At 74.1% G+C, this 26288-nt stretch carries 25 protein-coding genes, 2 tRNA genes, 2 pseudogenes and 1 riboswitch; of the genes and pseudogenes, 24 read left to right on the forward strand and 5 right to left on the reverse strand.

Going from position 1 to position 26288, the window contains the following annotated elements:
• The first annotated feature begins 19 nt into the window (after positions 1-19).
• Together ACIQGV_RS34215 and ACIQGV_RS34220 are read left to right on the forward strand one after the other, a co-directional pair.
• Positions 20-793: a sulfite exporter TauE/SafE family protein gene (locus ACIQGV_RS34215; protein WP_402501845.1), complete on the forward strand. Its 774-nt coding sequence runs from the start codon at positions 20-22 to the stop codon at positions 791-793.
• Between the two features lie 379 nt (positions 794-1172).
• On the forward strand, positions 1173-1919 hold the full coding sequence (locus tag ACIQGV_RS34220; protein ID WP_402501847.1) for a cobalt-precorrin-6A reductase: 747 nt from the start codon (positions 1173-1175) through the stop codon (positions 1917-1919).
• 67 nt (positions 1920-1986) lie between these two features.
• On the opposite strand, the gene cobF is transcribed toward ACIQGV_RS34220, so the two are convergent.
• Both cobF and ACIQGV_RS34230 read right to left on the reverse strand, forming a co-directional pair.
• Positions 1987-2793 (reverse strand): precorrin-6A synthase (deacetylating), encoded by an 807-nt coding sequence (gene cobF, locus ACIQGV_RS34225; RefSeq protein ID WP_402501850.1) that lies wholly within the window; start codon positions 2791-2793, stop codon positions 1987-1989.
• A gap of 67 nt (positions 2794-2860) precedes the next feature.
• A complete protein-coding gene (locus tag ACIQGV_RS34230) occupies positions 2861-3376 on the reverse strand; it encodes a DUF309 domain-containing protein (RefSeq protein WP_402501853.1) in 516 nt (171 codons plus the stop codon).
• A 103-nt stretch (positions 3377-3479) separates the two neighbouring features.
• Here ACIQGV_RS34230 and ACIQGV_RS34235 point away from each other — a divergent pair.
• The 5 genes from ACIQGV_RS34235 to ACIQGV_RS34255 all read left to right on the forward strand — a co-directional run bounded on the left by ACIQGV_RS34235 (position 3480) and on the right by ACIQGV_RS34255 (position 7725).
• A tRNA-Pro gene (locus ACIQGV_RS34235) sits at positions 3480-3553 on the forward strand.
• 399 nt (positions 3554-3952) lie between these two features.
• Positions 3953-4615 carry an NUDIX domain-containing protein gene (locus ACIQGV_RS34240; RefSeq protein WP_402501855.1) on the forward strand — a complete coding sequence of 221 codons (663 nt, stop codon included), beginning with the start codon at positions 3953-3955 and terminating at the stop codon, positions 4613-4615.
• 124 nt (positions 4616-4739) lie between these two features.
• Entirely contained in the window at positions 4740-5780 is a 1041-nt protein-coding gene (locus ACIQGV_RS34245; RefSeq protein WP_402501857.1) for a sugar ABC transporter substrate-binding protein, read from the forward strand.
• A complete protein-coding gene (locus ACIQGV_RS34250) occupies positions 5780-6859 on the forward strand; it encodes an ABC transporter permease (protein WP_402501860.1) in 1080 nt (359 codons plus the stop codon). Before ACIQGV_RS34245 ends, ACIQGV_RS34250 begins: the two co-directional genes overlap by 1 nt.
• An 8-nt stretch (positions 6860-6867) precedes the next feature.
• A complete protein-coding gene (locus ACIQGV_RS34255) occupies positions 6868-7725 on the forward strand; it encodes an ATP-binding cassette domain-containing protein (protein ID WP_402501864.1) in 858 nt (285 codons plus the stop codon).
• A gap of 310 nt (positions 7726-8035) precedes the next feature.
• Here ACIQGV_RS34255 and ACIQGV_RS34260 read toward each other — a convergent pair whose 3' ends face one another.
• From ACIQGV_RS34260 to ACIQGV_RS34270, 3 genes are all read right to left on the reverse strand, one after another.
• Positions 8036-9022, reverse strand: a complete 987-nt coding sequence (locus ACIQGV_RS34260) for a DUF3068 domain-containing protein (protein WP_402501866.1) — start codon at positions 9020-9022, stop codon at positions 8036-8038.
• A 241-nt stretch (positions 9023-9263) separates the two neighbouring features.
• Complete coding sequence (locus tag ACIQGV_RS34265; RefSeq protein WP_402501868.1) at positions 9264-10424, reverse strand: Gfo/Idh/MocA family protein; 1161 nt, start codon at positions 10422-10424, stop codon at positions 9264-9266.
• Between the two features lie 110 nt (positions 10425-10534).
• Positions 10535-10879: a cupin domain-containing protein gene (locus ACIQGV_RS34270; protein WP_402501871.1), complete on the reverse strand. Its 345-nt coding sequence runs from the start codon at positions 10877-10879 to the stop codon at positions 10535-10537.
• A gap of 140 nt (positions 10880-11019) precedes the next feature.
• On the opposite strand from ACIQGV_RS34270, the gene ACIQGV_RS34275 reads away from it, so the two are divergent.
• The 17 genes and pseudogenes from ACIQGV_RS34275 to ACIQGV_RS34355 form a co-directional block, all read left to right on the forward strand.
• Positions 11020-11532, forward strand: a complete 513-nt coding sequence (locus tag ACIQGV_RS34275; RefSeq protein WP_402501874.1) for a hypothetical protein — start codon at positions 11020-11022, stop codon at positions 11530-11532.
• Between the two features lie 141 nt (positions 11533-11673).
• Positions 11674-11747: transfer RNA gene (locus ACIQGV_RS34280), tRNA-Pro, on the forward strand.
• A 139-nt stretch (positions 11748-11886) separates the two neighbouring features.
• Positions 11887-11959: pseudogene (locus tag ACIQGV_RS34285) on the forward strand.
• Between the two features lie 80 nt (positions 11960-12039).
• On the forward strand, positions 12040-13194 hold the full coding sequence (locus ACIQGV_RS34290) for a gala protein (protein WP_402501877.1): 1155 nt from the start codon (positions 12040-12042) through the stop codon (positions 13192-13194).
• Positions 13191-14999, forward strand: a complete 1809-nt coding sequence (locus ACIQGV_RS34295; protein ID WP_402501879.1) for an ankyrin repeat domain-containing protein — start codon at positions 13191-13193, stop codon at positions 14997-14999. Before ACIQGV_RS34290 ends, ACIQGV_RS34295 begins: the two co-directional genes overlap by 4 nt.
• Positions 14996-16192 carry an AAA family ATPase gene (locus tag ACIQGV_RS34300; RefSeq protein ID WP_402501882.1) on the forward strand — a complete coding sequence of 399 codons (1197 nt, stop codon included), beginning with the start codon at positions 14996-14998 and terminating at the stop codon, positions 16190-16192. Before ACIQGV_RS34295 ends, ACIQGV_RS34300 begins: the two co-directional genes overlap by 4 nt.
• 11 nt (positions 16193-16203) lie before the next feature.
• Positions 16204-17412, forward strand: a complete 1209-nt coding sequence (locus ACIQGV_RS34305; protein ID WP_402501885.1) for a VWA-like domain-containing protein — start codon at positions 16204-16206, stop codon at positions 17410-17412.
• 85 nt (positions 17413-17497) lie between these two features.
• Positions 17498-17620 (forward strand): putative leader peptide, encoded by a 123-nt coding sequence (locus ACIQGV_RS34310; RefSeq protein ID WP_402501887.1) that lies wholly within the window; start codon positions 17498-17500, stop codon positions 17618-17620.
• A gap of 137 nt (positions 17621-17757) precedes the next feature.
• A complete protein-coding gene (locus ACIQGV_RS34315) occupies positions 17758-18507 on the forward strand; it encodes a glutathione S-transferase C-terminal domain-containing protein (protein WP_402501889.1) in 750 nt (249 codons plus the stop codon).
• Positions 18508-18568: 61 nt separating this feature from the next.
• A riboswitch (SAM riboswitch) is annotated at positions 18569-18678 on the forward strand.
• Positions 18679-18709: 31 nt separating this feature from the next.
• Positions 18710-18880, forward strand: coding sequence for a hypothetical protein (locus tag ACIQGV_RS34320; RefSeq protein WP_402501891.1), 171 nt, complete (start codon positions 18710-18712; stop codon positions 18878-18880).
• Between the two features lie 302 nt (positions 18881-19182).
• Positions 19183-20166, forward strand: a complete 984-nt coding sequence (locus tag ACIQGV_RS34325; RefSeq protein WP_402501892.1) for an amino acid ABC transporter permease — start codon at positions 19183-19185, stop codon at positions 20164-20166.
• Positions 20163-20927, forward strand: a complete 765-nt coding sequence (locus tag ACIQGV_RS34330; protein ID WP_402501895.1) for an amino acid ABC transporter ATP-binding protein — start codon at positions 20163-20165, stop codon at positions 20925-20927. The genes ACIQGV_RS34325 and ACIQGV_RS34330 overlap by 4 nt, the downstream gene beginning before the upstream one ends.
• Positions 20928-21001: 74 nt before the next feature.
• On the forward strand, positions 21002-22015 hold the full coding sequence (locus ACIQGV_RS34335; protein ID WP_402501897.1) for a transporter substrate-binding domain-containing protein: 1014 nt from the start codon (positions 21002-21004) through the stop codon (positions 22013-22015).
• Positions 22016-22088: 73 nt separating this feature from the next.
• Positions 22089-23279 (forward strand): LLM class flavin-dependent oxidoreductase, encoded by a 1191-nt coding sequence (locus ACIQGV_RS34340; protein ID WP_402501899.1) that lies wholly within the window; start codon positions 22089-22091, stop codon positions 23277-23279.
• Positions 23280-23300: 21 nt separating this feature from the next.
• On the forward strand, positions 23301-24692 hold the full coding sequence (locus tag ACIQGV_RS34345; protein ID WP_402501901.1) for an NtaA/DmoA family FMN-dependent monooxygenase: 1392 nt from the start codon (positions 23301-23303) through the stop codon (positions 24690-24692).
• Positions 24689-25795: an LLM class flavin-dependent oxidoreductase gene (locus ACIQGV_RS34350; RefSeq protein WP_402501903.1), complete on the forward strand. Its 1107-nt coding sequence runs from the start codon at positions 24689-24691 to the stop codon at positions 25793-25795. Before ACIQGV_RS34345 ends, ACIQGV_RS34350 begins: the two co-directional genes overlap by 4 nt.
• Positions 25788-26078: pseudogene (locus tag ACIQGV_RS34355) on the forward strand (LLM class flavin-dependent oxidoreductase); the annotation flags it as partial. The gene ACIQGV_RS34350 and the pseudogene ACIQGV_RS34355, both read left to right, overlap by 8 nt.
• Positions 26079-26288: the final 210 nt, after the last annotated feature.

Raw genomic sequence — 26288 nt, forward strand, 5'->3', positions numbered from 1 at the left:
GCATAGCATCGGTCACCGCATGAACACGATGACCCTGTGGCACATATCCGGCTGGGAGTTCGCCGCCCTGGCCGCCGCGGCCCTGCTCGTGGGCTTCTCCAAGACGGCCGTGAGCGGGGCCAACACCGTCAGCCTCGCGATCTTCGCGGCGGTGCTGCCCGCCCGTGCCTCCACGGGCGTGCTGCTGCCGATCCTGATCGCCGGGGACGTGCTGGCCGTCCTCACCTACCGGCGGCACGCCCACTGGCCGACCCTGTGGCGGCTGTTCCCGGCGGTCGCGGCGGGCGTGGTGGCGGGCACCGTCTTCCTGATGTGGGCCGACGACGAGGTGGTGCGGCTGTCCATCGGCGCGACCCTGCTGCTGATGACGGCGGTGACGCTGTGGCGGCGGCGCACGGCCGACCGGGAGGACGACCCGGACGCCGTCACCACCCGGGCCGGCCGGATCAAGGCACGCTCCTACGGCGTCCTCGGCGGCTTCACCACGATGGTGGCCAACGCGGGCGGCCCCGTGATGTCGATGTACCTGCTCTCCGCGGGCTTCCGCAAGCTCGGCTTCCTGGGCACGTCGGCGTTCTTCTTCCTGATCGTCAACGTGGCGAAGGTGCCCTTCAGCGTGGGCCTCGGCCTGATCGACGGCCGCTCCCTGCTGCTCGACGCCGCCCTCGTCCTGTTCGTCGTGCCCGGCGCGTTCATCGGCCGATGGGCGGTGGACCGCATCAACCAGCGCCTGTTCGAACAACTGGTGATCGCCGCGACCGTCCTGGGCGCCCTCCAGCTCCTCCTCCGCTGACCCCCGCAACCGACGAACGAGACCCGGCCCCGACGCCTTGAGGGCCAGCGCCCTGAGGGGCGCGGGGAACTGCGCGACCGGCCCCCGCGGCCCGCGGCCGACGGACATGGTCTGCCCCCTTCTCGACCTCGCACGGGGCCGCGCCCGTTCCCGACGTCCTGGGGGGCAATGCCCAAAGGGGGCGCGGGGAACTGCGCGACCGACCCCCGCGGCCCGCGGCCGACGGACATGGCCTGCCCCCTTCTCGACCTCGCACGGGGCCGCGCCCGTTCCCGACGTCCTGGGGGCAACGCCCAAAGGGGGCGCGGGGAACTGCGCGACCAGCCCCCCGCGGCCCGCGGACGCGGGACGGCGCGGAGCCACGGCGTACGCTCACGCCATGCCCCACATCCTCATCCTCGGCGGCACGACCGAGGCACGCCGCCTCGCCGCCGAGCTGGCCGCACGCCCGCACACGCGGGTGACCACCTCCCTCGCGGGCCGCGTCTCCCGGCCCGGCACGGTCGAGGGCGACCTCAGGATCGGCGGCTTCGGCGGCGCCGAGGGACTGGCGGCATGGCTGCGCGAGCACCACGTGACCGCGGTCGTCGACGCCACACACCCCTTCGCCGGGGCCATCACGGCGAACGCCGCCCGCGCGGCCGTCGCCACCGGGACCCCGGCCGTCGTCCTGCGGCGCCCCGGCTGGCAGCCCGGCCCCACGGACCGCTGGCACTGGGCGGACTCCCTCGCCGACGCCGCGGACCTGCTGCCGCCCCTCGGCCGGCGGGTCCTCCTCACCACCGGCCGCCTCGGCCTCGCCGCCTTCGCCCATCTGACCGGCCTGCACTTCGTCGCGCGGTCGGTGGAGCCGCCCGCACCGCCGATGCCGCCCCGCACCGAGGTGCTGCTGGCCCGCGGCCCGTTCACCGAGGCCGACGAGACACGGCTGCTGCGGGACCGCCGTATCGACGTGATCGTCACGAAGGACAGCGGGGGAGAGGCGACGGCCGCCAAGCTCACGGCCGCCCGCAAGCTCGCGCTCCCCGTGGTCGTCGTACGCCGTCCACCGCTGCCGGACGGCGTGACCGCCGTGGCCGGCGTCGAGGCCGTACTGGAGCGGCTGGAGCGCGCGCCGAAGCCGTGAGGCACACGTTTCAGGGGGCGCCGGCCGACGTCAGCCGCGCCGACGGGACCGCCGGGCAGGCATGTGATCAGGCGTTCTCGGCACCGGGCCGACCGGGGTCCCGGACGTCCCCGGGATTCCGCCGGAGCAGATACGTGTCCATGATCCAGCCCTTGCGCTCCCGGGCCTCCGCCCGCAGCGCCTCGATCCGGGGCGCCGCCTCGGAGATCGGCCCGGAGGCGAGGATCTCGTCCGGGGTGCCGATGTACGCGCCCCAGTAGATGTCGATGTCCTGGTCGGCGTACCGCCGGAACGTCTGGTGCGCGTCCAGCATCACCACCACGTCGTCCACGCCCTCGGGGAAGCCCTCGGCGAGCCGCCGCCCGGTGGTGATCTGCACCGGCCCCGCCACCCGGTTCAGCCCGGTGCGGTGCCGGGCCACCAGCGCGGAGACACTGCTGATGCCGGGCACGACGTCGTACCCGAAACGCACGGTGCCCCGCTCCAGCACCTCCTCCAGGATCCCGAGCGTGCTGTCGTACAGCGCGGGGTCGCCCCAGACCAGGAACGCGCCCGTCTCGTCCTCGCCGAGCTCCTCGGCGATCAGCCGCTCGTAGATGTCGGCCCGGGCACTGCGCCAGTCCCCGACGGCCGGGGAGTAGGCGGCCCCGCCGGCCCCGCGGTCCCGCTCGGGGTCACGCGCCTCGACCACGCGGTACGCGCCCTCCGGCAGGTGCGCCTCCAGCATGTCCCGGCGCAGATCGGTGAGGTCCGCCTTCGCCTCGCCCTTGCCCAGGATGAAGAAGACGTCCGTGTCCCGCAGCGCCCTGACGGCCTGCAGGGTCAACTGGTCGGGGTCGCCCGCGCCGATACCGATGACATGAATGCTTCGCACGCCCCGAGTCTGCCGTACGCCACCGGCACCGCGTGCACCGGCCGGTCCCCGGCGGTCTCCTCCTCCCTCAGCGTCCTCGCAGCCGGGGCGCCCGCGCCGCCGCGTCCACCGGTGGGCCGTCGGCCTCCACCGACCCGGCCAGGTCCCGGGCCCAGGACACCGTGCCCGCGAGATCGAGGCCGTAGGGGTTCGGGCGGCCGCTGAGCGCGGCCCACTCCTCGGCGCCCGCCGCCCCGCGACGCAGCAGACGGGCGCCGCCGGTGGTGTTGCCGCGGGCCGCGTGGGTGAGGCCGACGGCGAGCTGGGCGAGACCCCGCCACAGGGCACGCTCCTCCTCGGGCCCGGCCTTCCAGGCGTCCTCGAACACCTCGTGCGCGTGGAACGGTCTGCCCCCGTCCAGCAGCGCCTGCGCCTCGGCGACCGTCTGCGCCGGGGTGCGCGCCACTCCCTCGGGCTGCCGGGGCACGCCCTCGGCCCCGTAGGGCAGCGGCCGCCCCAGCCCGTCCCGCGGCCGGGCGTTGCGCGCCCGTCCCTCACCGTCCCGGTCCCGCCGCCCGCCGTCCGGGCCCGCCGTACGCTCCATGGGCCCATTCTCCGCCCGTCCGTCCTCCCCGGTCGGCCCGCCCGGACCGGTGGGGTAGAGTGCTCTCCGCATGATCGCGCGGAGGGCCGTTCGGTCACCGCACCGGGACGTGGCGCAGCTTGGTAGCGCACTTGACTGGGGGTCAAGGGGTCGCAGGTTCAAATCCTGTCGTCCCGACAGTTCGATGAGCTGTCATCGCAGGTCAGGGCCTTGTATCACTTCGGTGGTGCAAGGCCCTCGATCGTCTGCGGAGGTCCCCGCACATCGTCGGCGCCCGTGCCCCGAGCCGGCCGACGAGCCGGTGAGGGCCGGCCCGTCGGGGGGCGCCGGGGCGGGCGGGCCGAACCCGCCTGTCGGAGCGAGCGATGTTCACCGTGCGTCCGTTCCTCTTCGGCCGTACCTGGGCCGGGGTGCACGGGTGCCGGTGACCGGCCCGCGCCCCGGAGGCCGGATGCTGTCCGCCGAGCCCGGAACGCCGTTCGGGTATGCGGCTGTTGTGCCGCTTCGGTGACATCTCGCCGTGATAGAAGCAGACATGACCATCACGCCCGACCCCCGCCCCGTCCCGGCCGCCCGATGACCACCGGAGCCGACGTCCCCGACCGCCGTGGCCGCACCGGACTGCACCGCACCGGACTGGATCTGACCGGCAACCCCCGGGTGAAGGTGCGGGAGGTGACCCTCCTGTCCAGCCACTGGTACGTCGAACGGGCCACGACCTACGACATCCGCCGCCAGGACGGCAGCTGGAGCACCCAGCAGCGCGAGACGCACGACCGCGGCAACGGCGCGACCATGCTGCTCTACGACGCCGAACGCGAGACGGTGCTGCTCACCCGGCAGTTCCGCTACCCGGTGTATGTCAACGGCCACCCCGACGGGATGCTGGTCGAGACGCCCGGCGGGGTGCTCGACGACGAGGACGAACAGCCCGAGATCGCCGTACGGCGGGAGGTCGTGGAGGAGACGGGCCACACCATCGGCGCGGTCCGGCACGTCTTCGACGTCTACATGAGCCCCGGCTCGGTCACCGAGCGCGTGAGTTTCTACGCCGCCGAGTACGGCCCCTCGACCCGTACCCACGAGGGCGGCGGGCTGGACGAGGAGGGCGAGGACATCGAGATCCTCGAACTCCCCTTCCGTGAGGCGCTGAAGATGATCCGCACCGGTGAGATCGCCGACGCCAAGACGATCATGCTGCTCCAATGGGCCGCGCTGGAGGGGCCGTTCGCGCAATGACCCGCCGGGGCCGATCACGCGCCGGCCCTCCCGGGGCCGGTGCGGGCGCCGTGGTTGGCCGCCGCGGCCGGGGGTAGGGAACGCCCACGCCCGTCCCCTGGTCGCACAGTGAGGTGCAGAACAGATGGATCGCTCTTCCCGGCCCCGCTCCTGGTCCCGCTCCCGCAGAATCGTCCCCGCCCTGGCCGTGGCCGCCGCGGCGGCGCTGGCACTCGCCGGCTGCTCCAGCGGCTCGGGCGGCAAGAAGGCCGAGGAGTCGGAGGGCGGGGGCGGGGGCGGCTCCGCGGGCAGGGCGAACACCCCGCGCATGACGATCGCCCTGGTCACCCACCAGTCGCCGGGCGACACCTTCTGGGACATCGTCCGCAAGGGCGCCGAGGCCGCCGCCGCCAAGGACAACGTCAAGCTGGTCTACTCCGCCGACCCGAACGCCGGCAACCAGGCCGGCCTCGTCCAGAACGCCATCGACCAGAAGGTCGACGGCATCGCCGTCACCCTCGCCAAACCCGACGCCCTCAAGGACGTGGTGAGCAGGGCGAGGGCCGCCGGGATACCCGTGGTCGGCCTCAACTCCGGTGTCAGCGAATGGCAGAAGCTGGGCCTGCTGGAGTTCTTCGGCCAGGACGAGACGGTCGCCGGCGAGGCCCTCGGCAAGCGCCTGAACGGCCTCGGCGCGAAGAAGGCCGTCTGCGTCGTCCAGGAACAGGGCAACATCGGCCTCACCCAGCGCTGCGACGGCGTGAGGAAGACGTTCTCCGGCGCCATCGAGAACCTCTACGTCAACGGCACCGACATGCCCTCGGTGAAGTCCACCGTCACGGCCAAGCTGGAGAAGGACGGCGACATCGACCATGTGATCGCGCTCGGCGCCCCGATCGCGCTCACCGCCGCCCAGTCCGTCGCCGAGGCGGGCAGCGAGGCGAAGGTCGCCACGTTCGACCTGAACAAGCAGCTCACCAAGGCCATCGCCGACGGCACCGTCGAGTTCGCCGTCGACCAGCAGCCCTACCTCCAGGGCTATCTGGCGATCGACTCGCTGTGGCTGTACGAGAACAACGGCAACTACATGGGCGGCGGCGAGCAGCCGGTCCTGACCGGCCCGGCCTTCGTCGACAGGTCCAACGTCGACAGCGTCGACGGGTTCGCCGCGAAGGGCACCCGTTGATGGGCACGGCTCCGCAGGCCGGGCCGGCGGCGACCGCTCCGCCGGCCCCCGGCCCCGGGAAGGAGACCGACGGCCGGACCGCGCCACGCTCCCCGTACAGACGGCTGCTGGCACGCCCCGAGGTCGGCGTGCTCCTCGGCGCGGCCGCCGTGTTCGTCTTCTTCCTCGCCGCCGCGCCCGCCGTGCGCGACGGCAGCTCGATGGCGAACGTCCTCTACCAGTCGTCGGTCATCGGCATCATGGCGCTGCCGGTCGCCCTGCTGATGATCGGCGGCGAGTTCGACCTCTCCTCCGGTGTCGCGGTGATCACCTCCGCGCTGACCGCGAGCATGGTCAGCTACCAGCTGACCATGAACGTCTGGGTCGGTGTGGCCGTCGCGCTCGCCGTCTCGCTCGCCGTCGGTCTGCTCAACGGCTGGCTGCTGGTGCGCACCGGCCTGCCGAGCTTCCTCGTCACCCTCGGCACGTTCCTGATCCTCCAGGGCGTCAACCTCGCCGTCACCAAGTGGGTCACCGGCAATGTCGCCACCGACGACATCAGCGACATGGACGGCTTCGGCCAGGCCAGGGCGGTCTTCGCCTCCGGCTTCGGCGTCGGCGGCGTCCAGGTGAAGATCACCGTCGTGTGGTGGCTCGTCCTCGCCGCGCTGGCGACCTGGATGCTGCTGCGCACCCGGTACGGCAACTGGGTCTTCGCCGTCGGCGGCGACCAGGAGAGCGCGCGGGCCGTCGGCGTACCGGTGACCTTCACCAAGATCTCGCTGTTCATGCTCGTCGGCCTCGGTGCCTGGTTCGTCGGCATGCACCAGCTGTTCTCCTTCAGCACCGTGCAGTCCGGCGAGGGCGTCGGCCAGGAGCTGATCTACATCGCCGCGGCCGTCATCGGCGGCTGTCTGCTCACCGGCGGGTACGGCTCCGCCGTCGGGCCGGTCTTCGGCGCCTTCATGTTCGGCATGGTCCAGCAGGGCATCGTCTACGCCGGCTGGAACCCCGACTGGTTCAAGGCGTTCCTCGGCGCGATGCTGCTCGGCGCCGTCCTGATCAATCTGTGGGTCAGCCGCACGGCGACCCGGAGGTGAGCCGCCCCATGACCCCCACCGACACCACCGGACAGCCCCTCGTCGAGCTCCGCGGGGCGGGCAGGTCCTACGGCAACGTCCGCGCCCTGCACGGCGTCGACCTCGTGGTCCGCCCCGGCCGGGTGACCTGCGTGCTCGGCGACAACGGTGCCGGCAAGTCCACCCTCATCAAGATCGTCTCGGGGCTGCACCGGCACACCGAGGGCGAGTTCCTCGTCGACGGCGCCCCCGTGCGCCTCACCACCCCGCGCGAGGCCCTGGACCGGGGCATCGCCGCCGTCTACCAGGACCTGGCGACCGTGCCGCTGATGCCGGTCTGGCGCAACTTCTTCCTCGGCTCCGAGATCACCAGGGGGCCCTGGCCCGTCCGCCGCCTCGACATCGCGGCGATGAAGCGGATCGCGGACGAGGAACTGCGCCGTATGGGCATCGTCCTCGACGACCTGGAACAGCCCGTCGGCACGCTCTCCGGCGGGCAGCGCCAGTGCGTCGCCATCGCCCGGGCCGTGCACTTCGGCGCCCGTGTCCTCATCCTCGACGAACCCACCGCCGCCCTCGGCGTCAGACAGTCCGGTGTGGTGCTGAGATACATCGCCGCCGCCCGCGAGCGCGGCCTCGGCGTCGTCCTCGTCACCCACAACCCCCACCACGCCTACATGGTCGGCGACCACTTCAGCGTCCTGCGGCTCGGCACCCTGGAACTCTCCGCCGCCCGCGCCGAGGTCACCCTGGAGGAGCTCACCGACCACATGGCCGGCGGCGCCGAACTCGCCGCGCTCAAGCACGAGCTGGCCCAGGTCGGCGGCGTCGACACCAGCGGGCTGCCCGACGCCGGGGGCCTCGCCCCGCGCTCGCCCGCCGATTGACGGGCCCCCGGTCTCGGCTGCCGGCCGACGGGCCCCGGTCTCCGGCCGACCGGTCCCGGCTGCCGGCCGACGGGCCCCGGTCTCCGGCCGACCGGTCCCGGCTGCCGACTGACGGGCCCCGGTCTCCGGCCGACCGGTCCCGGCTGCCGACTGACGGGCCCCGGTCTCCGGCCGACCGGTCCCGGCTGCCGACTGACGGGCCCCTGCTTCTGGCCCACGGGCCCCGGTCTTCGGCTGACGGGCCCCTGCCTCTGGCCGACGGGCCCCGGGTCTCCGGCTGACCGGCCCGGCCTCCGGCTCCGGGGCGCCCCTAGCCGGCCGGCCGGGGCACGGGCGCCGCGGCCTCCGGCTCCGGGGCGCCCCGCCGGCGGCCCCGTACCAGCAGGACCGTTCCGGCCGCGGAGAGCAGGAACCCGCCGGCCGCGGCGCCTGCCGGCACGGTCGTGCCCACCGTCCGCAGCCGGGCGCCGTCCTCCTTCGCCTTGTCCACCGCGGCCTTCTGCGTGGCCGTCGTGTGCGCCAGCCCCGGCACGTCCAGCAGCACCAGCGCGTCCTTCGCGGCCCCCGGGGCCCGCAGTGTCTGGCGCGGGGCGAGCCGGGCGGACAGGACACGGCCGGTGGCCTGGTCGACGACCAGCTTGATGCCCCGGTTGGAGTACCACTCCTCGGCGAGCACCTGCGGGGCGCTCTGCCGCCCGACCAGCGCGCCCGGCACCTGCCGGGTGCCGACCTTCGTCGGGTCGACGGTGCCGGTGAAGACGTACCCCTCGTACCCCTGGACCTTCTCCTTGCCCCGGTAGGCGAGCGGCACCGCCGCGCCGAGCGTCCTGTCCCACCACTGGTAGGTGCGCTTCTGCACGTCGAAGGGGAACTTCAGGAACGCCTCCCCCTCGTGGTACGGCTCCTCCCGGCAGCAGTGCGCGGGCAGGTTGGTGCGGCGGTCGGTGACCCAGCGGGTGAGGGTGAAGTCCAGCGCGTCGTGCGGATCGGCCGCGGGCAGCGACTTGTCCGTGTCGATCGTCGTCGCGACGTCCCACACGGCCTTTCCGCTGTCCTCGCTCTCGGCGACGTTCCCGCGCACCCGCTGGGTGACCGTGATCCGGCGGTCCTCGACCGTCGCGGCCTCGTCGACGTCGAAATAGCTGCCCGTGCCCTCGTACACGGCGGTGACGTCGATGTCGATCGGGTTCACCGCGGCGCGCGGCTTCACGTACCACGCCAGCAGCGGCGCGAGCACCAGGAGGAACACACCGGCGCCCAGCAGGACCAGGGACAGAGGTGAGGCACTTCGGCGCATCCGGCACTCCCAGAGGCTCGACTCCGGGGACCGTAGGAGCAGGGGCGGGGCCGCGTCTACGCACCCGGATGACAAAAACACGCCCCGTCCCGCCGGACGCGGCCCGTACGGACGCGCCCGGCGGGCGACGCCCGCCCCGCCGTGCGAGATTGGCGGACAAGAGGGGGCCGGCGGCGGCGTCACAGTCCTCGGACGAGCAGCTCGGGTGTTCGCTCCGGCCTCCTTCTCTCCCGGCCCGGTCCTACGGCGTCCGTACGCCGGTCCAGGTGCCGCTGCGCACGGAGGCCGCCATCGCCTCCAGCACGGCCGCGCTGTGCACGGCGTCGGCGAGCGTCGTCCCGTACGGCCGGTCCTCGTCGATCGAACGCAGGAAGCGGTACGCCTCGATCACCTTCAGGTCGTCGTAGCCCATCGCGTTCGCCGCGCCCGGCTGGAACGCGCCGAACTCGCCGTCGCCCGGCCCGGTGTACACCGTGCTCACCGGCTGGTCCTGGTACGCCGTGCCGCGGCTGACGCCGAGCTCGTTCATCCTGCGGAAGTCCCAGAACAGCGCGCCCCTGGTGCCGTGCACCTCGAAGCCGTAGGCGTTCTGCTCGCCGACCGAGACCCGGCACGCCTCCAGGACCCCGCGGGCGCCGGAGGCGAAGCGCAGCAGGCAGCCGGCGTAGTCCTCGTTCTCCACCGCGCCCGTCGCACCGCCCGCGGCACGGGCGTGACCGGCCGTGGCGCCCGTCGGGCGGGGCCGGTGCGGGACGAACACGGCCGAGTCGGCGACGAGTTCGGTGATGTCCCCGAGCAGGAACCGGGCGAGGTCGGCACCGTGGGAGGCGAGATCGGCCAGGACCCCGCTGCCGCCGTGGGCGCGTTCGTACCGCCAGGTCAGGGCGCCGTCCGGATGGGCCGCGTAGTCGGAGAACAGCCGGAAGCGGGCATGCGTGACCGTGCCCAGATCGCCGGACGCGATCAGTTCCCGGGCCGTCTCGACAGCGGGTGCGTTGCGGTAGTTGAAGCCGACCGCGCCGTGCACCCCGGCCGTGGCGGCCGCGTCGGCGACCGCGCGGGCGTCCGCGAGCGTCAGACCGACCGGCTTCTCGATCCAGAGGTGCTTGCCGGCCGCGGCCATCGCCGTACCGATCTCCCGGTGCAGGAAGTTCGGCGCGGTGACGCTGACCGCCTCCACCCGGGGGTCGGCCGCCACGTCGCGCCAGTCACGGGTCGCCGAGGCGAACCCGAACCGTGCGGCCGCCTCCTCGGCCCGGCCCGGCACCTCCTCGGCGACCGCGACCGGCTCCGGCCGTACGCCCAGCCCCGGATAGTGGTGCGCGACCCGGGCGTACGCGCGGGTGTGCACCCGCCCCATCCAGCCGAACCCGATGACGGCGATTCCGAGCGCACGCACCATGGCAGCCCTTCGTCGGACCGGTCCAACAGCTCCTCGGGCCACCATGGGCGGGCCGCGCGGACGTGTCAACGACGAACCGCCGCACGTCGCGGACGTGCCTTGGCCGGAGGTCAGAGATCGATCGCGTACGCCTTGCGCAGGGTCTCGTGGACCGTCCAGGTCGTGCGGTCGCCCGCGCGCAGCACCGCCATGTCGCCGGGACCGACCGTGAGGGTCGGGCCGTCCTCCACCTCGACCGTCGCCCGGCCGCTGATCACCACGAACAGCTCGTCCGCCTCCGTGTCGGTCACCACCCCGGGCGTGATCTGCCAGATGCCCCGCAGCCGCCTGCCGTCCGCCGACTCCCAGACCACCTTCCCCGTCACCTCGGGGCTGCCGGAGACGATCTGCGCCGGGTCGAGCGGCTCGGGTTCGAGCTCGGCGTCGGGGATGTGGAGAGCGAAGCTGTGCGTCATGGGCCCGACCCTAGCCAGCCGCCCGGTGCGCGCGACGCAGACAGAGTGTGGGGTCTCGCCCCCGCAGACCGGACAGTGCGTCGGGTCAGCCGCGCCGGGTGAGGTGGCGGGGGCACGGGGGCCGGGTGACCGTGGAGGGCATGGCTCCGAACACGGCCGCGGCGAGGGAGCCGCACCGGCACGACACCCGGGAGGCCGTCCTGTTCGGCGGCGTCTACGGCGCCGTCCTGGCCAGCTCGATGGTCGCCGCGCTCACCCGGTACGGCCATTCCTCGCGGGGCGACCGGCGCTACGACGCCCTGTGGCTGGTGGTGACCGCGCTCGCCTCCGCGCTCGCGCACGGGTACGCCCACTACATCGCCGAGCGCGGCCCGCACCGCCGCTGGGACGTCCTGCGCAGCCTCGCCGCCGAGTGGCCTCTGGTGGCCGCGGTGCTGCCCACCGTGGCGGTCCTCGCGGGCGCCGGCTGGGGCTGGTGGCCGGCCAGGGACGTGGAGTACCCGGCCTTCACCCTCAACGTCGTGCTGCTGTTCACGCTGGGCCTGGTGACGGCCCGCTCTGCCCGCAGGCCCTGGGGCGCGGCCGTCCTGATCGGCGTGGTGGACGCGCTGCTCGGCCTGGTCGTGGTGGTGGCGAACGCGGTCATCAAGTAGCCCCGGACCTGCGAGGCCCCGGCCCGGACCCGCGCGGCCCGCCCTGAACGGCGCCGGCGCCGGCGGCCCCGCGCGGGGTGCCCGCATGGGGTAGGGTTTCCCTGCACGATCACGCCGGGGGACACCCCGCGGTTCGAGCATCGGGACGTGGCGCAGCTTGGTAGCGCACTTGACTGGGGGTCAAGGGGTCGCAGGTTCAAATCCTGTCGTCCCGACTTGTGAGAGTCGCAGGCCGGAGGCCGTCGTCGGAGAGATCCGGGACGGCCTTCTCGTCGTGCTGCGCCCGGGGCGCGACACACCGATTCAAACTGGTGATCGAAATCGGGCGCCGGTGTGGCTATGATCCTCCGCAGCAAGGCCGTAGCGCAGAGGTCGTCGCGCCCACGCATCGAGCTGGAGGACGTCGGTTCGAATCCGACCGGTCTTGCGTCTACTTGATGTCGACCCCTGCGTCGTCCCGAAGCCGACGCGCACGCCGGGCCCCGGCGGAGGACCGGTGGAGTGGTGATGAACCAGCCGACAACGCCCGTACGCTGCCCCGCGATCGAGCACCCCGACCTGCCGCTCGCCGACCCGGCGGCCCTCGGCCCCCTGACGGCCCGCCTCGCGGACGCGCGGCCCGTCACCGAGGACGAGACGTTCCCGCTCGGCACCCTGCGCGCCGACGGCCGCGTGGACCTGTGCAAGCAGGGACTCGGCCCCGACGGCGCCGCCCGGCTGCTGCCCGTCGCCGCCGCCTCCCCGCACGCCGCCCATCTGCTCCTGGGCACCAACTCCCTGGGTGACGAGGGCGTCCGTTCCGTGGCCGACGCGCTGGTGACGGCCCGGGACACCGGCGCCCCCCACGGGATCCGCACCCTCTACCTCGGCTGCAACCGCATCGGCCCGGACGGTGTGACCGCCCTCGCCGGGGCGCTCGCCGACGACACCGTGCTGCGTGCCCTGTGGCTCAAGCGCAACCCCGTGACGGAGGCCGGAGCACGCACCCTCGCCGGGCTGCTGCGCCGCAACACCGCCCTGCGCACCCTCGACCTCGTCAACTCCGGTCTCGGCGCCACGGGCGTACGCCTCCTCCTCGACGCCCTTCTCGGCCGGGACGCCCCGCTGGAGCGGCTCTTCCTCGGCGGCAACGGCCTCACCGCCGCCGACGCGCCGCTGCTCGCCGCCCTGATCCGCGACGCCGGTGTCCGCGAGCTGTACCTGACGGCCAACCACCTCGGCGACGAGGGCACCGCCGTGCTGGCCGCCGCGACCGACGCAGCCCGGCCCGTCCGCCTCGGCCTCGGCGGCAACGGCATCGGCCCCGCCGGCGCCCGCGCCCTCGCCGACGCCCTCGACGGCATCGAGACCCTCGACCTCGGCCGGGCCATGTCCGAACGCAGCCTCGGCGCCCCCGGCAACACCACCGGCGACGAGGGAGCCCACGCCCTGGCCGCCGCCCTGCCCGGAAGCCCCCTGCGCCGCCTCGAACTGCGCCACACCGGCATCACCGGCCGCGGCGCCAAGAGCCTGCTCGCCGCCCTGCCCGACGGACACCGCCTCGAACACGTCGGCCTCGGCCCCGGTCTGCCCCGCCGGGTCAAGCGGTCCTTCGCCGAACGGCTGCGTCCCGCCCTGCCGACCCACCCCGACCTGCGCGCGATAGGCAGCCTCTACCGATGAACCCGCAGCCGCTGCCGCCCGCGGCCCTCTCGCCCGCCGACGCCTCCGCCTGGGCCCGCGTCCGCCGTCACGCCGTCCCCCGCCGGATGATCGAGGCCGCCGGCCGGGCCCGCCTGGCCGGCGACTGGCGTGCCGCCTGCGCCGCGGCCGCGGTGGACGTCCCCGCCGGACTCGAACCGGAACGCGTCGCCGACCTGTACGGACCCGAGACGGCCGCCCGGGTGGCCGACGACCTGCTCCACCTCGCCCCGGACCTGCTGCGCTGGCACATGCCGCGCGCCCTCGGCGGCCACACCACGCTCATGCCCGCCCGGCGGATCGTCCTCGCCTCGTACGGCCCCTCGGGCCCGGTGCTGTCGCTGACGACCACCCCCATGCTGGAGGGACCCCAGCGGCTGCGCCTGCACCTCGGGCCCGCCGTCCCGCCCGGACAGGACCGGCTGCACGGACTGACGTACAGCACCGAGGACTGGACGGCCGCCCGCCGCTTCTGGGACGCCCGCCGCACCGGCGAGCTGCGCCACAGCGCGGGCCCCCCGGGCGGCGACCGCCTGCTGTTCCTGCACCCCGACGGCACCCCGCTCGCCCCGGAGGAACTGCCCACCGAGGACCCCGGGGACACCGACCCGGTCGCGCGCGCCGAGTGGATCGCCGTGCTCCAGGCGCGCGGCGCCCACATCGAGGCGTACGCGGCCGCGGGGCTCGACCTCGACCTCACCACCCCGCCCCGGGGCCCGCGCTCCTACCGGGACCTCGACGTCGCCGAGCTCGTCTCGCGCTCCGCCCCCGACCTCGCCCGCCTCGCCCCCGAGATCCGGCTCCTGGAGCGCGCCGGACGCGGCCCGCTCTTCCGCTTCCCCGTCGGCTGGCAGGGCCATCTGCGGATGGAACTCGGCCCCGCGGACGCCGGGAACACGCGGGTACGGGTCACCGGGCGGGACCGGGGTCAGGAGGACGGCGTCCCCCTGCTGCCCTCGTACGCCTGGCAGCCGCTGCCCGACATCGGGCTGCTGCGCGCCGGCCGCATCCGGCCCGAGGACCTGCACCCGCTGGTCGCCGCCGCGCTGTTCCCGCAGGCCGGACCCGCCGCCGGCCCGCCCGGTCCGGCGGCGCCCGCACCGGTCCGGGTCCGCTGCGGCCGCGACTGGCACGAGGTCGTCTCCCGCGACGGCGGCCTGGACGTCCCGCACACCCCGCAGGAGCAGCAGCGCGAACTCGCCCTGCGTGCCTTCGGCGGGACCGTCTCCGGCTGCTTCGCCGTCCGGCACGCCTGGACCAGCGGCGAAGGACGCCTGCCGCGCGGCCTGCGCGACCAGCGGCGCGCGCTGTTCCTGCACATCCAGCACGGGGACACCCCCGCCGTGCTGGACCTGCTCGACGCCGGGACGGACCCGCACGTGCGCGACGGCCGGGGACGCGGCCTGCTGCACCTCCTGCATCTGCTCGACCACCGGGAGCTGCTGCCGCGGCTGCTGGCCGCGGGGCTCGACCTGGAGGCGCTCGACAAGGCGGAGCGCACGCCGCTGCAGAACGCCGTCCACAACGGCGGATCGGCCGGTCTGGTCAAGGACTTCATCGCCGCCGGTGCCCGCATCGACGTGGTCGACGAGATGGAGCTCTCCCTCGCCCAGGTCGTGCGCCGCTACGAGCGCACCGACCTGATGTTCCTGCGCCGCCGTGTGCTCGACGAGCACCCCGGCATCGGCTCCGGGTGGTTCGACGACTACATGAGCGAGCGGGACGAAGAGCCCGACTGGGACGAGGACGCCCCGCCGTCCCCCGAGGACGAGGACCTCCACGCATGACCGCCTCCCCCGCCGTGCCCGCGGCCCTCGCGGCCGCGGACGCCCTCAACGCCCGTCTTCGTGTCACCCGCAGCGAATCCGCGGGCAACCCCCAGCTGGAGGCGCTCGCACTGGCGGTGACGGCCAATCAGCCCGTCCTGCTGTGGGGCGAGCCGGGCATCGGCAAGTCCGCCGGCATGGAGCAGCTCGCCGCCGCCCTCGGTGTCCGTCTGGAGACGGTCGTCGCCAGCGTCCACGAGCCGTCCGACTTCGCCGGGCTGCCGATCGTCGGCGACGACCCGGCCGTGACGGGCGTGCCGATGGCCCCGCCGGACTGGGCCGTCCGCCTCGCCCGCACCGGCCACGGGCTGCTGTTCTTCGACGAGCTGTCCTCGGCGCCGCCCGCGGTGCAGGCCGCCCTGCTGCGGGTGGTCCTCGAACGCCGGGTCGGCAGCCTGGTCCTGCCCGAGTCGGTACGGATCGTCGCCGCCGCCAACCCGCCCTCCAGCGCCGCCGACGGCTGGCACCTCACCGCGCCGCTCGCCAACCGCTTCGTCCACCTCGACTGGACGCACGACCCGCGCACCGTGGCCCGCGGCATGGCCGGCATCTGGCCCGCGACCGAGCTGCCCACGGTGGATCCCGCGCGGTCGTCCGGCGCGGTCGCCCGGGCCCGCGGGGTGATCTCCGGCTTCCTCACCGCCCGCCCCGGCCTGGTGCACCACATGCCGAACGAGGCGGAGGCCCGCGGCCGCGCCTGGCCCTCCCCGCGCACCTGGGAGACGGCACTGCGGCTGCTCGCCGTCGGGTACGCCTCCGGCGCGGGACGCGAGGCACAGGCCGCGGCCGTGACCGGCGCCGTCGGCGACGCCGCCGGGATCGAGCTGCTGTCGTACCTGGAGAACCTCGACCTGCCCGACCCCGACCGGGTGCTCGCCGACCCGTCGGCGTTCGCGCTGCCCGAACGCGGCGACCGCCAGCTGGCGTTCCTCGTCGCCGTGGTCGCCGCCGTGCAGAGCGAGCCCACCCGGCCCCGCTGGGAGGCGGGCTGGGAGGTCCTCGCCAAGGCCGTGGACGCCGGGGTGCCCGACGTGGCCGCGCGGGCCGCCCGCGACCTCGCCGTGATGCGTGAGCCGCACTGGCCGATCCCGCCGGGCATCGACGCCTTCCTGGAACTGCTCCAGCTCGCCGGCGCCCTGCCGGGCGCGCGCTGACCGGCCGCCCCGTGACCGCCACCGGGGGCCCGGCCGGGGAACTGGACCGCGCCAAGCTGCTGGCCGCGCGCTACCGGGCGGCCGAGGCCCGCCCGTATCTGGCCTCCGCCCTGTACGCGCTCACCGTCGTGGCCTCCGGGCAGGTGCGCACCATGGCCGTCGACCGGCACTGGCGCTGCTACGTCGCACCCGCCTTCGTCGAGGCGACCGATGTCGAGGACCTGGCCGGGGTGTGGATCCACGAGGCGGCGCACCTGCTGCGCGACCACCACGGCCGGGCCGACCGGCTGCCCGCCGCCGACCAGCGCGACCGTCTGCGGGTCAACGTCGCCCAGGACTGCGAGATCAACGACGACCTGCTCTCCGACGGGCTGCGGCTGCCCGAGGGACGCATGGAGCCACGCCTGTTCGGACTGCCCGAGGGCGGGCTCTTCGAGACCTACCTGCCCGGCATCCCGCCCATGCCCCGGCACGACGTGGACTGCGGGTCCGGCGCGCACGGCGTCCCCGCGCCCTGGGACCTGGGGGACGGCGTCGGGGGCGTGAGCGGGCTCGGCCCGGTGGAGGCCGAGGCGCTGCGCCGCCAGACCGCCCAGGCCGTCCGCGCCCACCAGCGCTCCCGGGGCTCGGTCCCGGCGGGCTGGCGGCGCTGGGCGGACGAGGTCCTGGAACCCACCGTCGACTGGCGCAAGGCGCTGACCGGCGCCGTCCGCGAAGCCGCCGCCTGGGCGGGCGGCGCCGTCGACTACACCTACCGCCGCCCCTCGCGCCGCACGCCCGCCCTGGGCGGCCGGGTGGTGCTGCCCAGCCTGCGCCGGCCGCTGCCGCGCGTGGCGATCGTCGTCGACACCTCCGGCTCGATGAGCGACGACGACCTCGCCGCCGCGCTCGCCGAGGTGTCCGGCGTCCTGCGCGAGGTCGGCGTCGGCGGCAACCGGGTCGCCGTCCTCGCCTGCGACGCCGACGTCCAGGCCGTCGCCCGGGTGAGCGCCGCGTCCCAGGTGGAACTCGCGGGCGGCGGCGGGACCGACATGACCGTCGGCATCCGCGCGGCGCTCGCCGCGCCCGAACCGCCGCAGATCGTCGTCGTCCTCACCGACGGGTACACGCCCTGGCCGCCCGAGCCCGTGTCGTGCCGGCTCGTCGTCGCCCTGATCGGCCAGGACGCCCCCCAGCCGCCCGCCTGGGCGGAGACCGTGCGCATCATCCGAGACAGCTGACAGCCGCCTGGTGGACGCCCCCTTGACGCGGCGTCGAGGCGGGCCGACACTCCAACTGGGAATCCTAGTGAACAGGTAGGGAAACATGGGACGCCGCGAGCCGGTCACCGCACAGGCGGCCCCCGTGTCCCCGAAGCCGCCGCTGCTCACCTCCCGCCGTCACATCGATCTGCTGCGCGTCTGCAGCGCCATCGGCGCCAGGGGCTGAGCCCGGCCGTTCCCGCGGCCGTTCGGGGCCGAGCCCGGCCGTTCGGGGGCCGAACGGCCGACCCCGCAGCCGCATGTCCCGTCGGCACCCTCCGACGTCCGCCGTGCGCACCTCCACGCCTCCACCCGGGGAGAACCATGTCCGTCGCACCGCTCGCCACCCGCCCGCTGCCCGCGCTGCGGGGCCGTATCGGCCTCGACGCCCGCAGCGGCCACTACGCCGTCCCGCGCCGCTATCGCCTGTATCTGTCGACCGCATGTCCCGACGGCCTGCGTCTCGCCGTCACCCACGCCCTCCTCGGCCTCGACGCCGTCTGCCCCGTCACCTGGCTGCCGGAGGTGCCCGACCTGCCCGACGGGGGCCACTCGCGGCTGCTCCCGCTGTACGAGGCGAGCGCGCACCACCATCCCGGCCCGGCCGCGGCGCCGGTGCTGGCGGACGACTGGTCCGGCCGCGTCGTCAGCACCCATGTGCAGGACATCATGCGCGACCTCGCCCGCTGCTTCGGCGAGGGACGCCCCGCGCTGTACCCGTGCGGGACGGAGGAGGAGATCGAAGCCGTCCGACGGCTGTGCGCACGCGCCGAGCGGGCGGCCCGCCGGGCCGGGACGCCCTGCTCCCCGGAACGCGCCGCCGCGGCCGAGGAGTTGCTCGGGGCGCTGGACGAACTGGAGCGCAGGATCGGCCCGGACGGACACCTGGTGGACCGTCATGTCACCGCTGCGGACGTCGAGTTGTGGGTGACCCTGACGCAGATCGACACCGTGCACCTCCGGCACCTGGACGCCGACGTGGCGCACCGCGTCGCCGGGCACCGCCGGCTGTGGGCCCACGCCGCCGGTCTGACCGCCCACCCCGCCTTCGGCGAACGGCTCGGCCACGGCTGAGTCCGCCAGGCGGAACGGCATTGACAGCCGTTCACGCGACTGTGTTGACTACGGCCACAACGGTCATGAGTGTCAGCGACAAGCCCTGGCTTGCTGACCGGCAACCCTCGCACCGCGGTGGGGTGCCCCAGGTGACGACCGGACCGGATCACGTTTCGGTAAGCGCGAGGCCCTTGCGGGCCGTGAGGTGAGGACGACGGACATGGACGCAGCTTCCAGGACGGCGCAGCGACGCCGCCCCCGGGGCCGCGTCCTGCCGCCCGAGATCCCGCTCGTCGCCGACCGCGCCGTCGACCTCCTGCGCGTCAGCAGCGCCCTGTGTACCGCACCGGGCCGTGCCCGCCGCCGGATCGTCCGGCCGGCATCCGTCTGACCGGCTCCGTCCCGCCGGCCCGCGCCTGACCTTCCCCGGTCGGGCCGGCCGCCGGACCCGCCCGGTTCGGGCCGGATGCCGTCGACGGTCTCTCTCCGACCCCTTCGTGTCGGACCGGCAGCCCCGCACGCCCTGAACGAACACCGCCCGAGCGGTGTGCCGTCGCCCGCCCAGCCCCCGGTCCCGTGCGGTCCGCGCCGAGTCGCGTCACCACGCCGTACCGCCGCACCGCCGTACCCCCGCCCCCACGGGCGGGGTCCACCGCGGTGCCCCGGGGTGTCCGACCGTCGCTGGAGCCCGCCATGAGTGAACCCCCAGGCGCCGCCGTGTCCCTCGCCGCCGAGGCCGCGCCCGCCGCCCCCGCCCCCCGTCCCCTCGCCGCACAGCGGGTGCTGCCGCTCCGGCGCCCCGGACGCTGGATCGCCACCGCCGCCGTCCTCGTCCTGCTCGCCCAGTTCGTCCACGGCCTGGCCACCAACCCCTTCTACCAGTGGGACCGGTTCGGCTACTGGTTCCTGCGGCCCGCCATCCTCGACGGGCTCGTCATCACCCTCCAGGTCGCCGCGCTCAGCGCGGTGCTGGGCCTGCTCGGCGGCATCCTCCTCGCCCTCGCCCGGCTGTCCGGCAGCCCCGTGCTGCGGGCCGCGAGCTGGACGTACACCTGGCTGTTCCGGTCCGTCCCGCTGATCGTCGTCCTGATCTTCCTCTACAACTTCAGCGCGCTCTACCAGACCCTCAGTCTGGGCGTCCCCTTCGGCCCGGCCTTCGTCACCTTCGACGAGTCACGGCTGGCCACCGACCTGGCGGTCGCCGTCGTCGGACTCAGCCTCAACGAGGCCGCCTACGCCTCCGAGGTCGTACGCGGCGGCATCCTCTCCGTCGACCAGGGCCAGCACGAGGCGGCCGCCGCACTGGGACTGCCCAAGCGCTACCAGTTCCGCAGGATCGTCTTCCCCCAGGCGCTGCGCTCCATCACCCCGAACTACGTCAACCAGCTCATCGGCCTGATCAAGTCGACCTCGCTGGTGTTCTACGTGTCGCTGCTCGACCTGTTCGGCTCCGTGCAGACCATGGGCAGCACCTACCCCGGAGACATCGTGCCGCTGCTGATGGTGGCCACCGTCTGGTACCTGATCCTGACCAGCGCCGTCTCCGTCGTCCAGTACTACGTCGAGCGGTACTACGCCCGCGGTGCCACCCGGAGCCTGCCGCCGACCCCGCTGCAGAGACTGCGCGCCGCCGCCGGCGAACTGCGCGCCCGCGCCCGCAGGGAGACCGCCGTATGACCGCCACCGCCCTCGAAGTCCACGACGTGCACAAGTGGTACGGGACCCAGCGGGTCCTCGACGGCATCGACCTCACCGTGCGCCCCGGCGAGGTCACCGTGATCCTCGGCCCGTCCGGGTCCGGCAAGTCGACGCTGCTCAGGGTGATCAACCACCTGGAGAAGCCCGAGATCGGCCATGTCAGCCTGGGCGGCGAACTGATCGGCGTCCGCCGCCAGGGAGACCGGCTGAAGGAACTGGGGGAGCGCGCCATCCTCGCCCAGCGCGGCCGGATCGGTTTCGTCTTCCAGAACTTCAACCTCTTCCCGCATCTGACCGTCCTCGACAACGTGGCCGCCGCGCCCGTCGCCACCGGGCGCCTCTCCCGGCCCGCCGCCGAGGAACTCGCCCGTGACCTGCTCGGCCGCGTCGGGCTCGCCGACCGCACGGGCGCCTACCCCCGGCAGCTCTCCGGCGGCCAGCAGCAGCGCGTCGCCATCGCCCGGGCGCTCGCGCTGCGGCCCGGGATCATCCTCTTCGACGAGCCGACCTCGGCGCTGGACCCCGAACTGGTCGGCGAGGTGCTCTCCGTCATCAAGGACCTGGCGACCAGCGGCACGACCCTCGTCATCGTCACCCACGAGATCGGCTTCGCCCGCGAGGTCGCCGACCGGATCGTCTTCATCGACGGCGGCCGGATCGTCGAACAGGGCCCGCCCGACCAGGTCCTGGACCACCCGCGGCACGAACGGACCCGCGACTTCCTCGCCAAGGTCCTCTGAACGCCCGCCCCTTGAAGAACCACCTGAAGAACTCCCCGAAGAACCAGCCCTCCTCCCCGGAAAAGGAAACACCCATGTTCTCGCGACGCACCCTCCTGCGCGGCCTCACGGCGGCGACCGCCACCGCCACCCTCGCCACCGGCCTCACCGCCTGCGGAGGCGAGAGCGACGCCGCCACCACCACGGCCGACAAGGCCGGCACCGTGACCGTGGGACGGCTGTCCAACGGCGCGGCCCAGGAGACCACCCTGAAGGTCGCCGAGGTGAAGTCCATCAGCGCCCTGCTGCCCGAGGACGTCAGAAAGAGCGGCAAGCTGGTGATCGGCTCGGGCACGCTGCCCTCCGGCAGCCCGCCGCTCGGCTTCGTCGGCGACGACCAGAAGACCCTCACCGGCTCCGAGGTCGACCTCGGACGCCTGGTCGCCGCCGTCCTCGGCCTCGAACCCGAGGTGCGCCGGTCGACCTGGGAGAACCTCTTCATCGGCATCGACAGCGGCAAGGTCGACGTGGCGTTCTCCAACGTCACCGACACCGAGGAGCGCAAGCAGAAGTACGAGTTCGCCTCCTACCGCAAGGACGACCTCGCCTTCGAGGTGAAGAACGACGACACCTGGACGTTCGACGGCGACCACCGCAGCCTCGCCGGCAAGACGGTCTCCGTCGGCAACGGCACCAACCAGGAGAAGATCCTCCTGGAGTGGAAGGCCAAGCTGGCCGAGGAGGGCAAGCCGCTCACGGTCAAGTACTTCCAGGAGACCAACAGCCTCTACCTGGCCCTCGGCAGCGGCAGGATCGACGCCTACTTCGGCCCCAGCCCCAACCTCGCCTACCACGCGGCGAACACCGCGGGCACGCCGCAGGCGACCCGGATCGCGGGCCAGTTCTCCGGCGCCGGCGAGACCCTCCAGGGCCTGATCGCCGCGACCGCGAAGAAGGGCAGCGGTCTGGCCGAGCCGCTCGCCGCCGCCATCAACCACCTGATCGACAACGGCCAGTACGCCAAGTGGCTGGCCGCGTGGAACCTCTCCGGCGAGGCCGTCGCCGAGTCCGAGGTCAACCCGCCCGGCCTGCCCCTCGACAACGCCTGACCCCTCGTCACCAGCCGCGGCCCCCCTCACCCTCCGGGGGCCGCGGTACGGAACTCCAGGAAGGCACCCACCTGTGTCCCCGACCTCCTCCGCACCCCTGCACCTGGCCGTCGCCCTGGACGGCACCGGCTGGCACCCGGCCTCCTGGCGCGACCCGGCCGCCCGGCCCCGCGACCTGTTCCGGGCCGGCTACTGGACCGATCTCGTCACCGAGGCCGAGCGCGGACTGCTCGACTTCGTCACCGTCGAGGACGGCCTCGGCCCGCAGTCCTCCCACTTCCTCCACCCCGACGAGCGCACCGACCAGGTCCGCGGCCGCCTGGACGCCGTGCTCATCGCCTCCCGGGTGGCCCCGCTGACCTCGCACATCGGCCTGGTCCCCACCGTCGTCGCCACCCACACCGAGCCGTTCCACATCTCCAAGGCCATAGCCACCCTGGACCACGTCAGCACCGGCCGGGCGGGCCTGCGGGTCCAGATCAGCGCCCGCCCGAACGAGGCCGCCCACTTCGGGCGCCGCACGGTCGCCCCGATCACCGACTACGACGACCCGTCGGTGCCCGACTTCTTCGACGAGGCCGCCGACCACGTCGAGGCCGTCCGCCGGCTGTGGGACAGCTGGGAGGACGACGCCGAGATCCGCGACAAGGCCACCGGCCGTTTCATCGACCGGGACAAGCTCCACCACATCGACTTCGAGGGCCGCCGCTTCAGCGTCAAGGGCCCCTCCATCACCCCCCGCCCGCCGCAGGGCCAGCCCCTCGTGACCGCCCTCGCCCACCAGACCGTGCCCTACCGGCTGGTCGCCCGCTCCGCCGACGTCGGCTACGTCACCCCGCACGACGCCGGCCAGGCCCGTGCGATCGTCGCCGAGATCCGCGCCTGGCAGCAGGCGGCCGGCCGGGCGGACGAGCCGCTGCACGTCTTCGCCGACCTCGTGGTTCTCCTCGACGGCACCGAGGCCGCGGCCGTGGCCCGCCGCGAACGGCTCGACGCGCTCGCCGGCACGCCGTACACCAGCGACGCCCGCGTCTTCGCCGGCACACCCGCCCAGCTCGCCGATCTGCTCCAGGAGTACCAGGCCGAGGGGCTGACCGGCTTCCGGCTGCGGCCCGCCGTCGCCGGACACGACCTGCCCGCGATCACCCGAGGGCTCGTCCCCGAACTCCAGCGCCGGGGCGCCTTCCGCCACGCCTACGAGGCGGACACCCTGCGCGGGCTGCTGGGCCTGCCGCGCCCCGCCAACCGCTATGCCGCAGCCTGAGCCGGAGGGAGACCGCACCCCATGAGCAAGCCCCTGAAGCAGATCCACCTCGCCGCCCACTTCCCCGGCGTCAACAACACCACCGTCTGGAGCGACCCGCGCGCCGGCAGCCACATCGACTTCGGCTCCTTCGCCCACTTCGCGCGCACCGCCGAACGCGCCAAGTTCGACTTCCTGTTCCTCGCCGAGGGACTGCGCCTGCGCGAACAGGGCGGGCAGATCTACGACCTGGACGTCGTCGGCCGGCCCGACACCTTCACCGTCCTCGCCGCGCTCGCCGCCGTCACCGACCGCCTCGGCCTGACCGGCACCATCAACTCCACCTTCAACGAGCCCTATGAGGTCGCCCGCCAGTTCGCGAGCCTCGACCACCTCTCCGACGGCCGCGCCGCCTGGAACGTCGTCACCTCCTGGGACGCCTTCACCGGCGAGAACTTCCGCCGCGGCGGCTTCCTCCCGCAGGAGGAGCGCTACTCCCGGGCCAAGGAGTTCCTGGCCACCGCGAACGAACTCTTCGACTCCTGGCGGGGCGACGAGATCCTCGCCGACCGGGCCACCGGCGTCTTCCTCTCCGACGCCGAGGCAGGCGCCTTCGTCCACAGCGGACAGCACTTCGACATCCACGGCCGGTTCAACGTGCCCCGCTCCCCGCAGGGCCGGCCGGTGATCTTCCAGGCGGGCGACTCCGAGGAGGGCCGCGAGTTCGCCGCGTCGAGCGCCGACGCCATCTTCAGCCGGTACGCCCGGCTCGACACCGGCCGCGCCTTCTACGCCGACGTCAAGTCCCGCCTCGCCAGGTACGGCCGCCGCCCCGACCAGCTGCTCGTCCTCCCCGCCGCCAGCTTCGTCCTCGGCGACACCGACCAGGAGGCCGAGGAACTCGCCCGCGAGGTCCGCCGGCAGCAGGTCAGCGGCGCCACCGCGATCAAGCACCTGGAGTTCGTCTGGAACCGGGACCTGTCGTCGTACGACCCGGAAGGGCCGCTGCCCGACATCGACCCGGACCCCGGCGAGCACCACATCGCGCGCGGCCGCGCCCAGGTCCGCATGTACCGCGACCCGCTCGCCACCGCCCGGGAGTGGCGGGCGCTCGCCGAGGCCAACGGCTGGTCGATCCGCGACCTGGTCATCGAGACCGGCAACCGGCAGAACTTCGTCGGCACCCCCGCCACCGTCGCCGCAACCATCAACGACTACGTCCAGCAGGACGCGAGCGACGGCTTCATCCTCGTCCCGCACATCACCCCGGGCGGCCTCGACGAGTTCGCCGACAAGGTCGTCCCGCTCCTCCAGGAACAGGGCGTCTTCCGCGCCGACTACGAGGGCACCACCCTGCGCGACCACCTCGGCCTCGCCCACCCCGACGAGGCCCGTGCCGGCGACGAGGCGCGTGAGGCCCGGGCGGCGTCGTGAGGTTCCTCGCGATCACCCTGATCGTCCACCGCCCCGACCCGGTCACCGGCGTCCTGAAGTCCACCCGGGACCGCTTCCGCGAGGTCCTCGGCAACGCGCTGCTCGCCGAGGAGCTCGGCTTCGACGGATTCGGCGTGGGGGAGCGGCACGAGCGGCCCTTCCTCTCCTCCTCGCCGCCGGTCGTCCTCAGCCATGTCGCCGCCCTCACCCGGCGCATCCGGCTGTTCACCGCCGTGACGACGCTCAGCCTGCTCGACCCGGTGCGCGCCTACGAGGACTACGCCACCCTCGACCACCTCTCCGGCGGCCGTCTGGAGCTGATCATCGGCAAGGGCAACGGCTCCGCGCAGCGTGACCTGTTCCAGGTCACGCCCGAGGACCAGTGGGAGCGCAACGCCGAGAGCTACGAGGTGTTCCGGCGGCTGTGGCGGCAGGACAAGGTCACCGCCGCCACCCGCTTCCGCCCGCCGCTGACCGACGCCGAGGCATGGCCGCGCCCCTACCAGCAGCCCCTGCGGGTGTGGCACGGCAGCGCCACCAGCCGCGAGTCCGTCGACCTGGCCGCCCGCTACGGCGACCCGCTGTTCTCCGCCAACGTCACCCACCCCGTCGAGCCGTACGCCGACCTCGTCGCGTACTACCGCGAGCGGTGGGCGCATCACGGCCACGACCCGGCCGCCCTCGCGGTCGGCGCCGGCACGGCGGGGCTGTACGCGGCGCGCACCTCGCAGGAGGCGCTGGAGACCTACCGGCCGATCTTCGAGAGCAACCTCGCCTTCCAGCGCAAGGCCGGTCTGCCGGTCGTCTTCGAGACCCTGGAGGACTTCGCCGAGCGCAGCTCCGCCCTGATCGGCAGCCCGCAGCAGATCGTGGAGAAGGTCCACCGCCACCACGAACGCCTCGGCCACACCGTGCTGCATCTGCACGCCGACGGAGCCGGACTGACGGAACGTCAGCACCGTGACTCGCTGGCCCTCTTCCAGTCCGAGGCCGCCCCCGTCCTGCGCCGCGAGATCCCGGACCCGCCCTTCGCCTGGGCCCCGGTCGCGCCGCACCCGGGGGAGCCCCCGGCGGAGCCGGCGGAGGAGCCCGCGCATGCCTGACATCCCCCTCGGCGTCCTCGACCTCGTCCCGGTGTCCTCCGGCTCGACCGCCGCGGACGCCCTGCGCAACACCGCCGACCTGGCCCGGCGGGCCGAACGCCTCGGCTACGCCCGCTACTGGATCGCCGAGCACCACCTCAACCCGGGCGTCGCCGGGACCTCCCCGGCGGTCGTCCTCGCGCTGACGGCCGCCGCCACCACCACGATCCGGCTCGGCGCGGGAGCCGTACAGCTGGGCCACCGCACCGCGCTGAGCACGGTGGAGGAGTTCGGCCTGATCGACCTGGAGCAGCTCCAGGAGGCCACGGGCGCCGACGAACTGCTCGTCACCACCCTCACCCACGACCACACCGACCGCGTCCGCTCCTACGAACTGCTCGCGGGGGAGTGGGCACGCCGCGGCCGTCTGCGGCGCCCCCCCCGAGGGCGCCCTCGCCTGACACGGCGCCCCGCCCGGCGTACGGAAGCCCCGCACCTCCCTCGTGGTGCGGGG

Source organism: Streptomyces sp. NPDC093094, assembly GCF_044754345.1.
Taxonomy (GTDB): Bacteria; Actinomycetota; Actinomycetes; order Streptomycetales; family Streptomycetaceae; genus Streptomyces.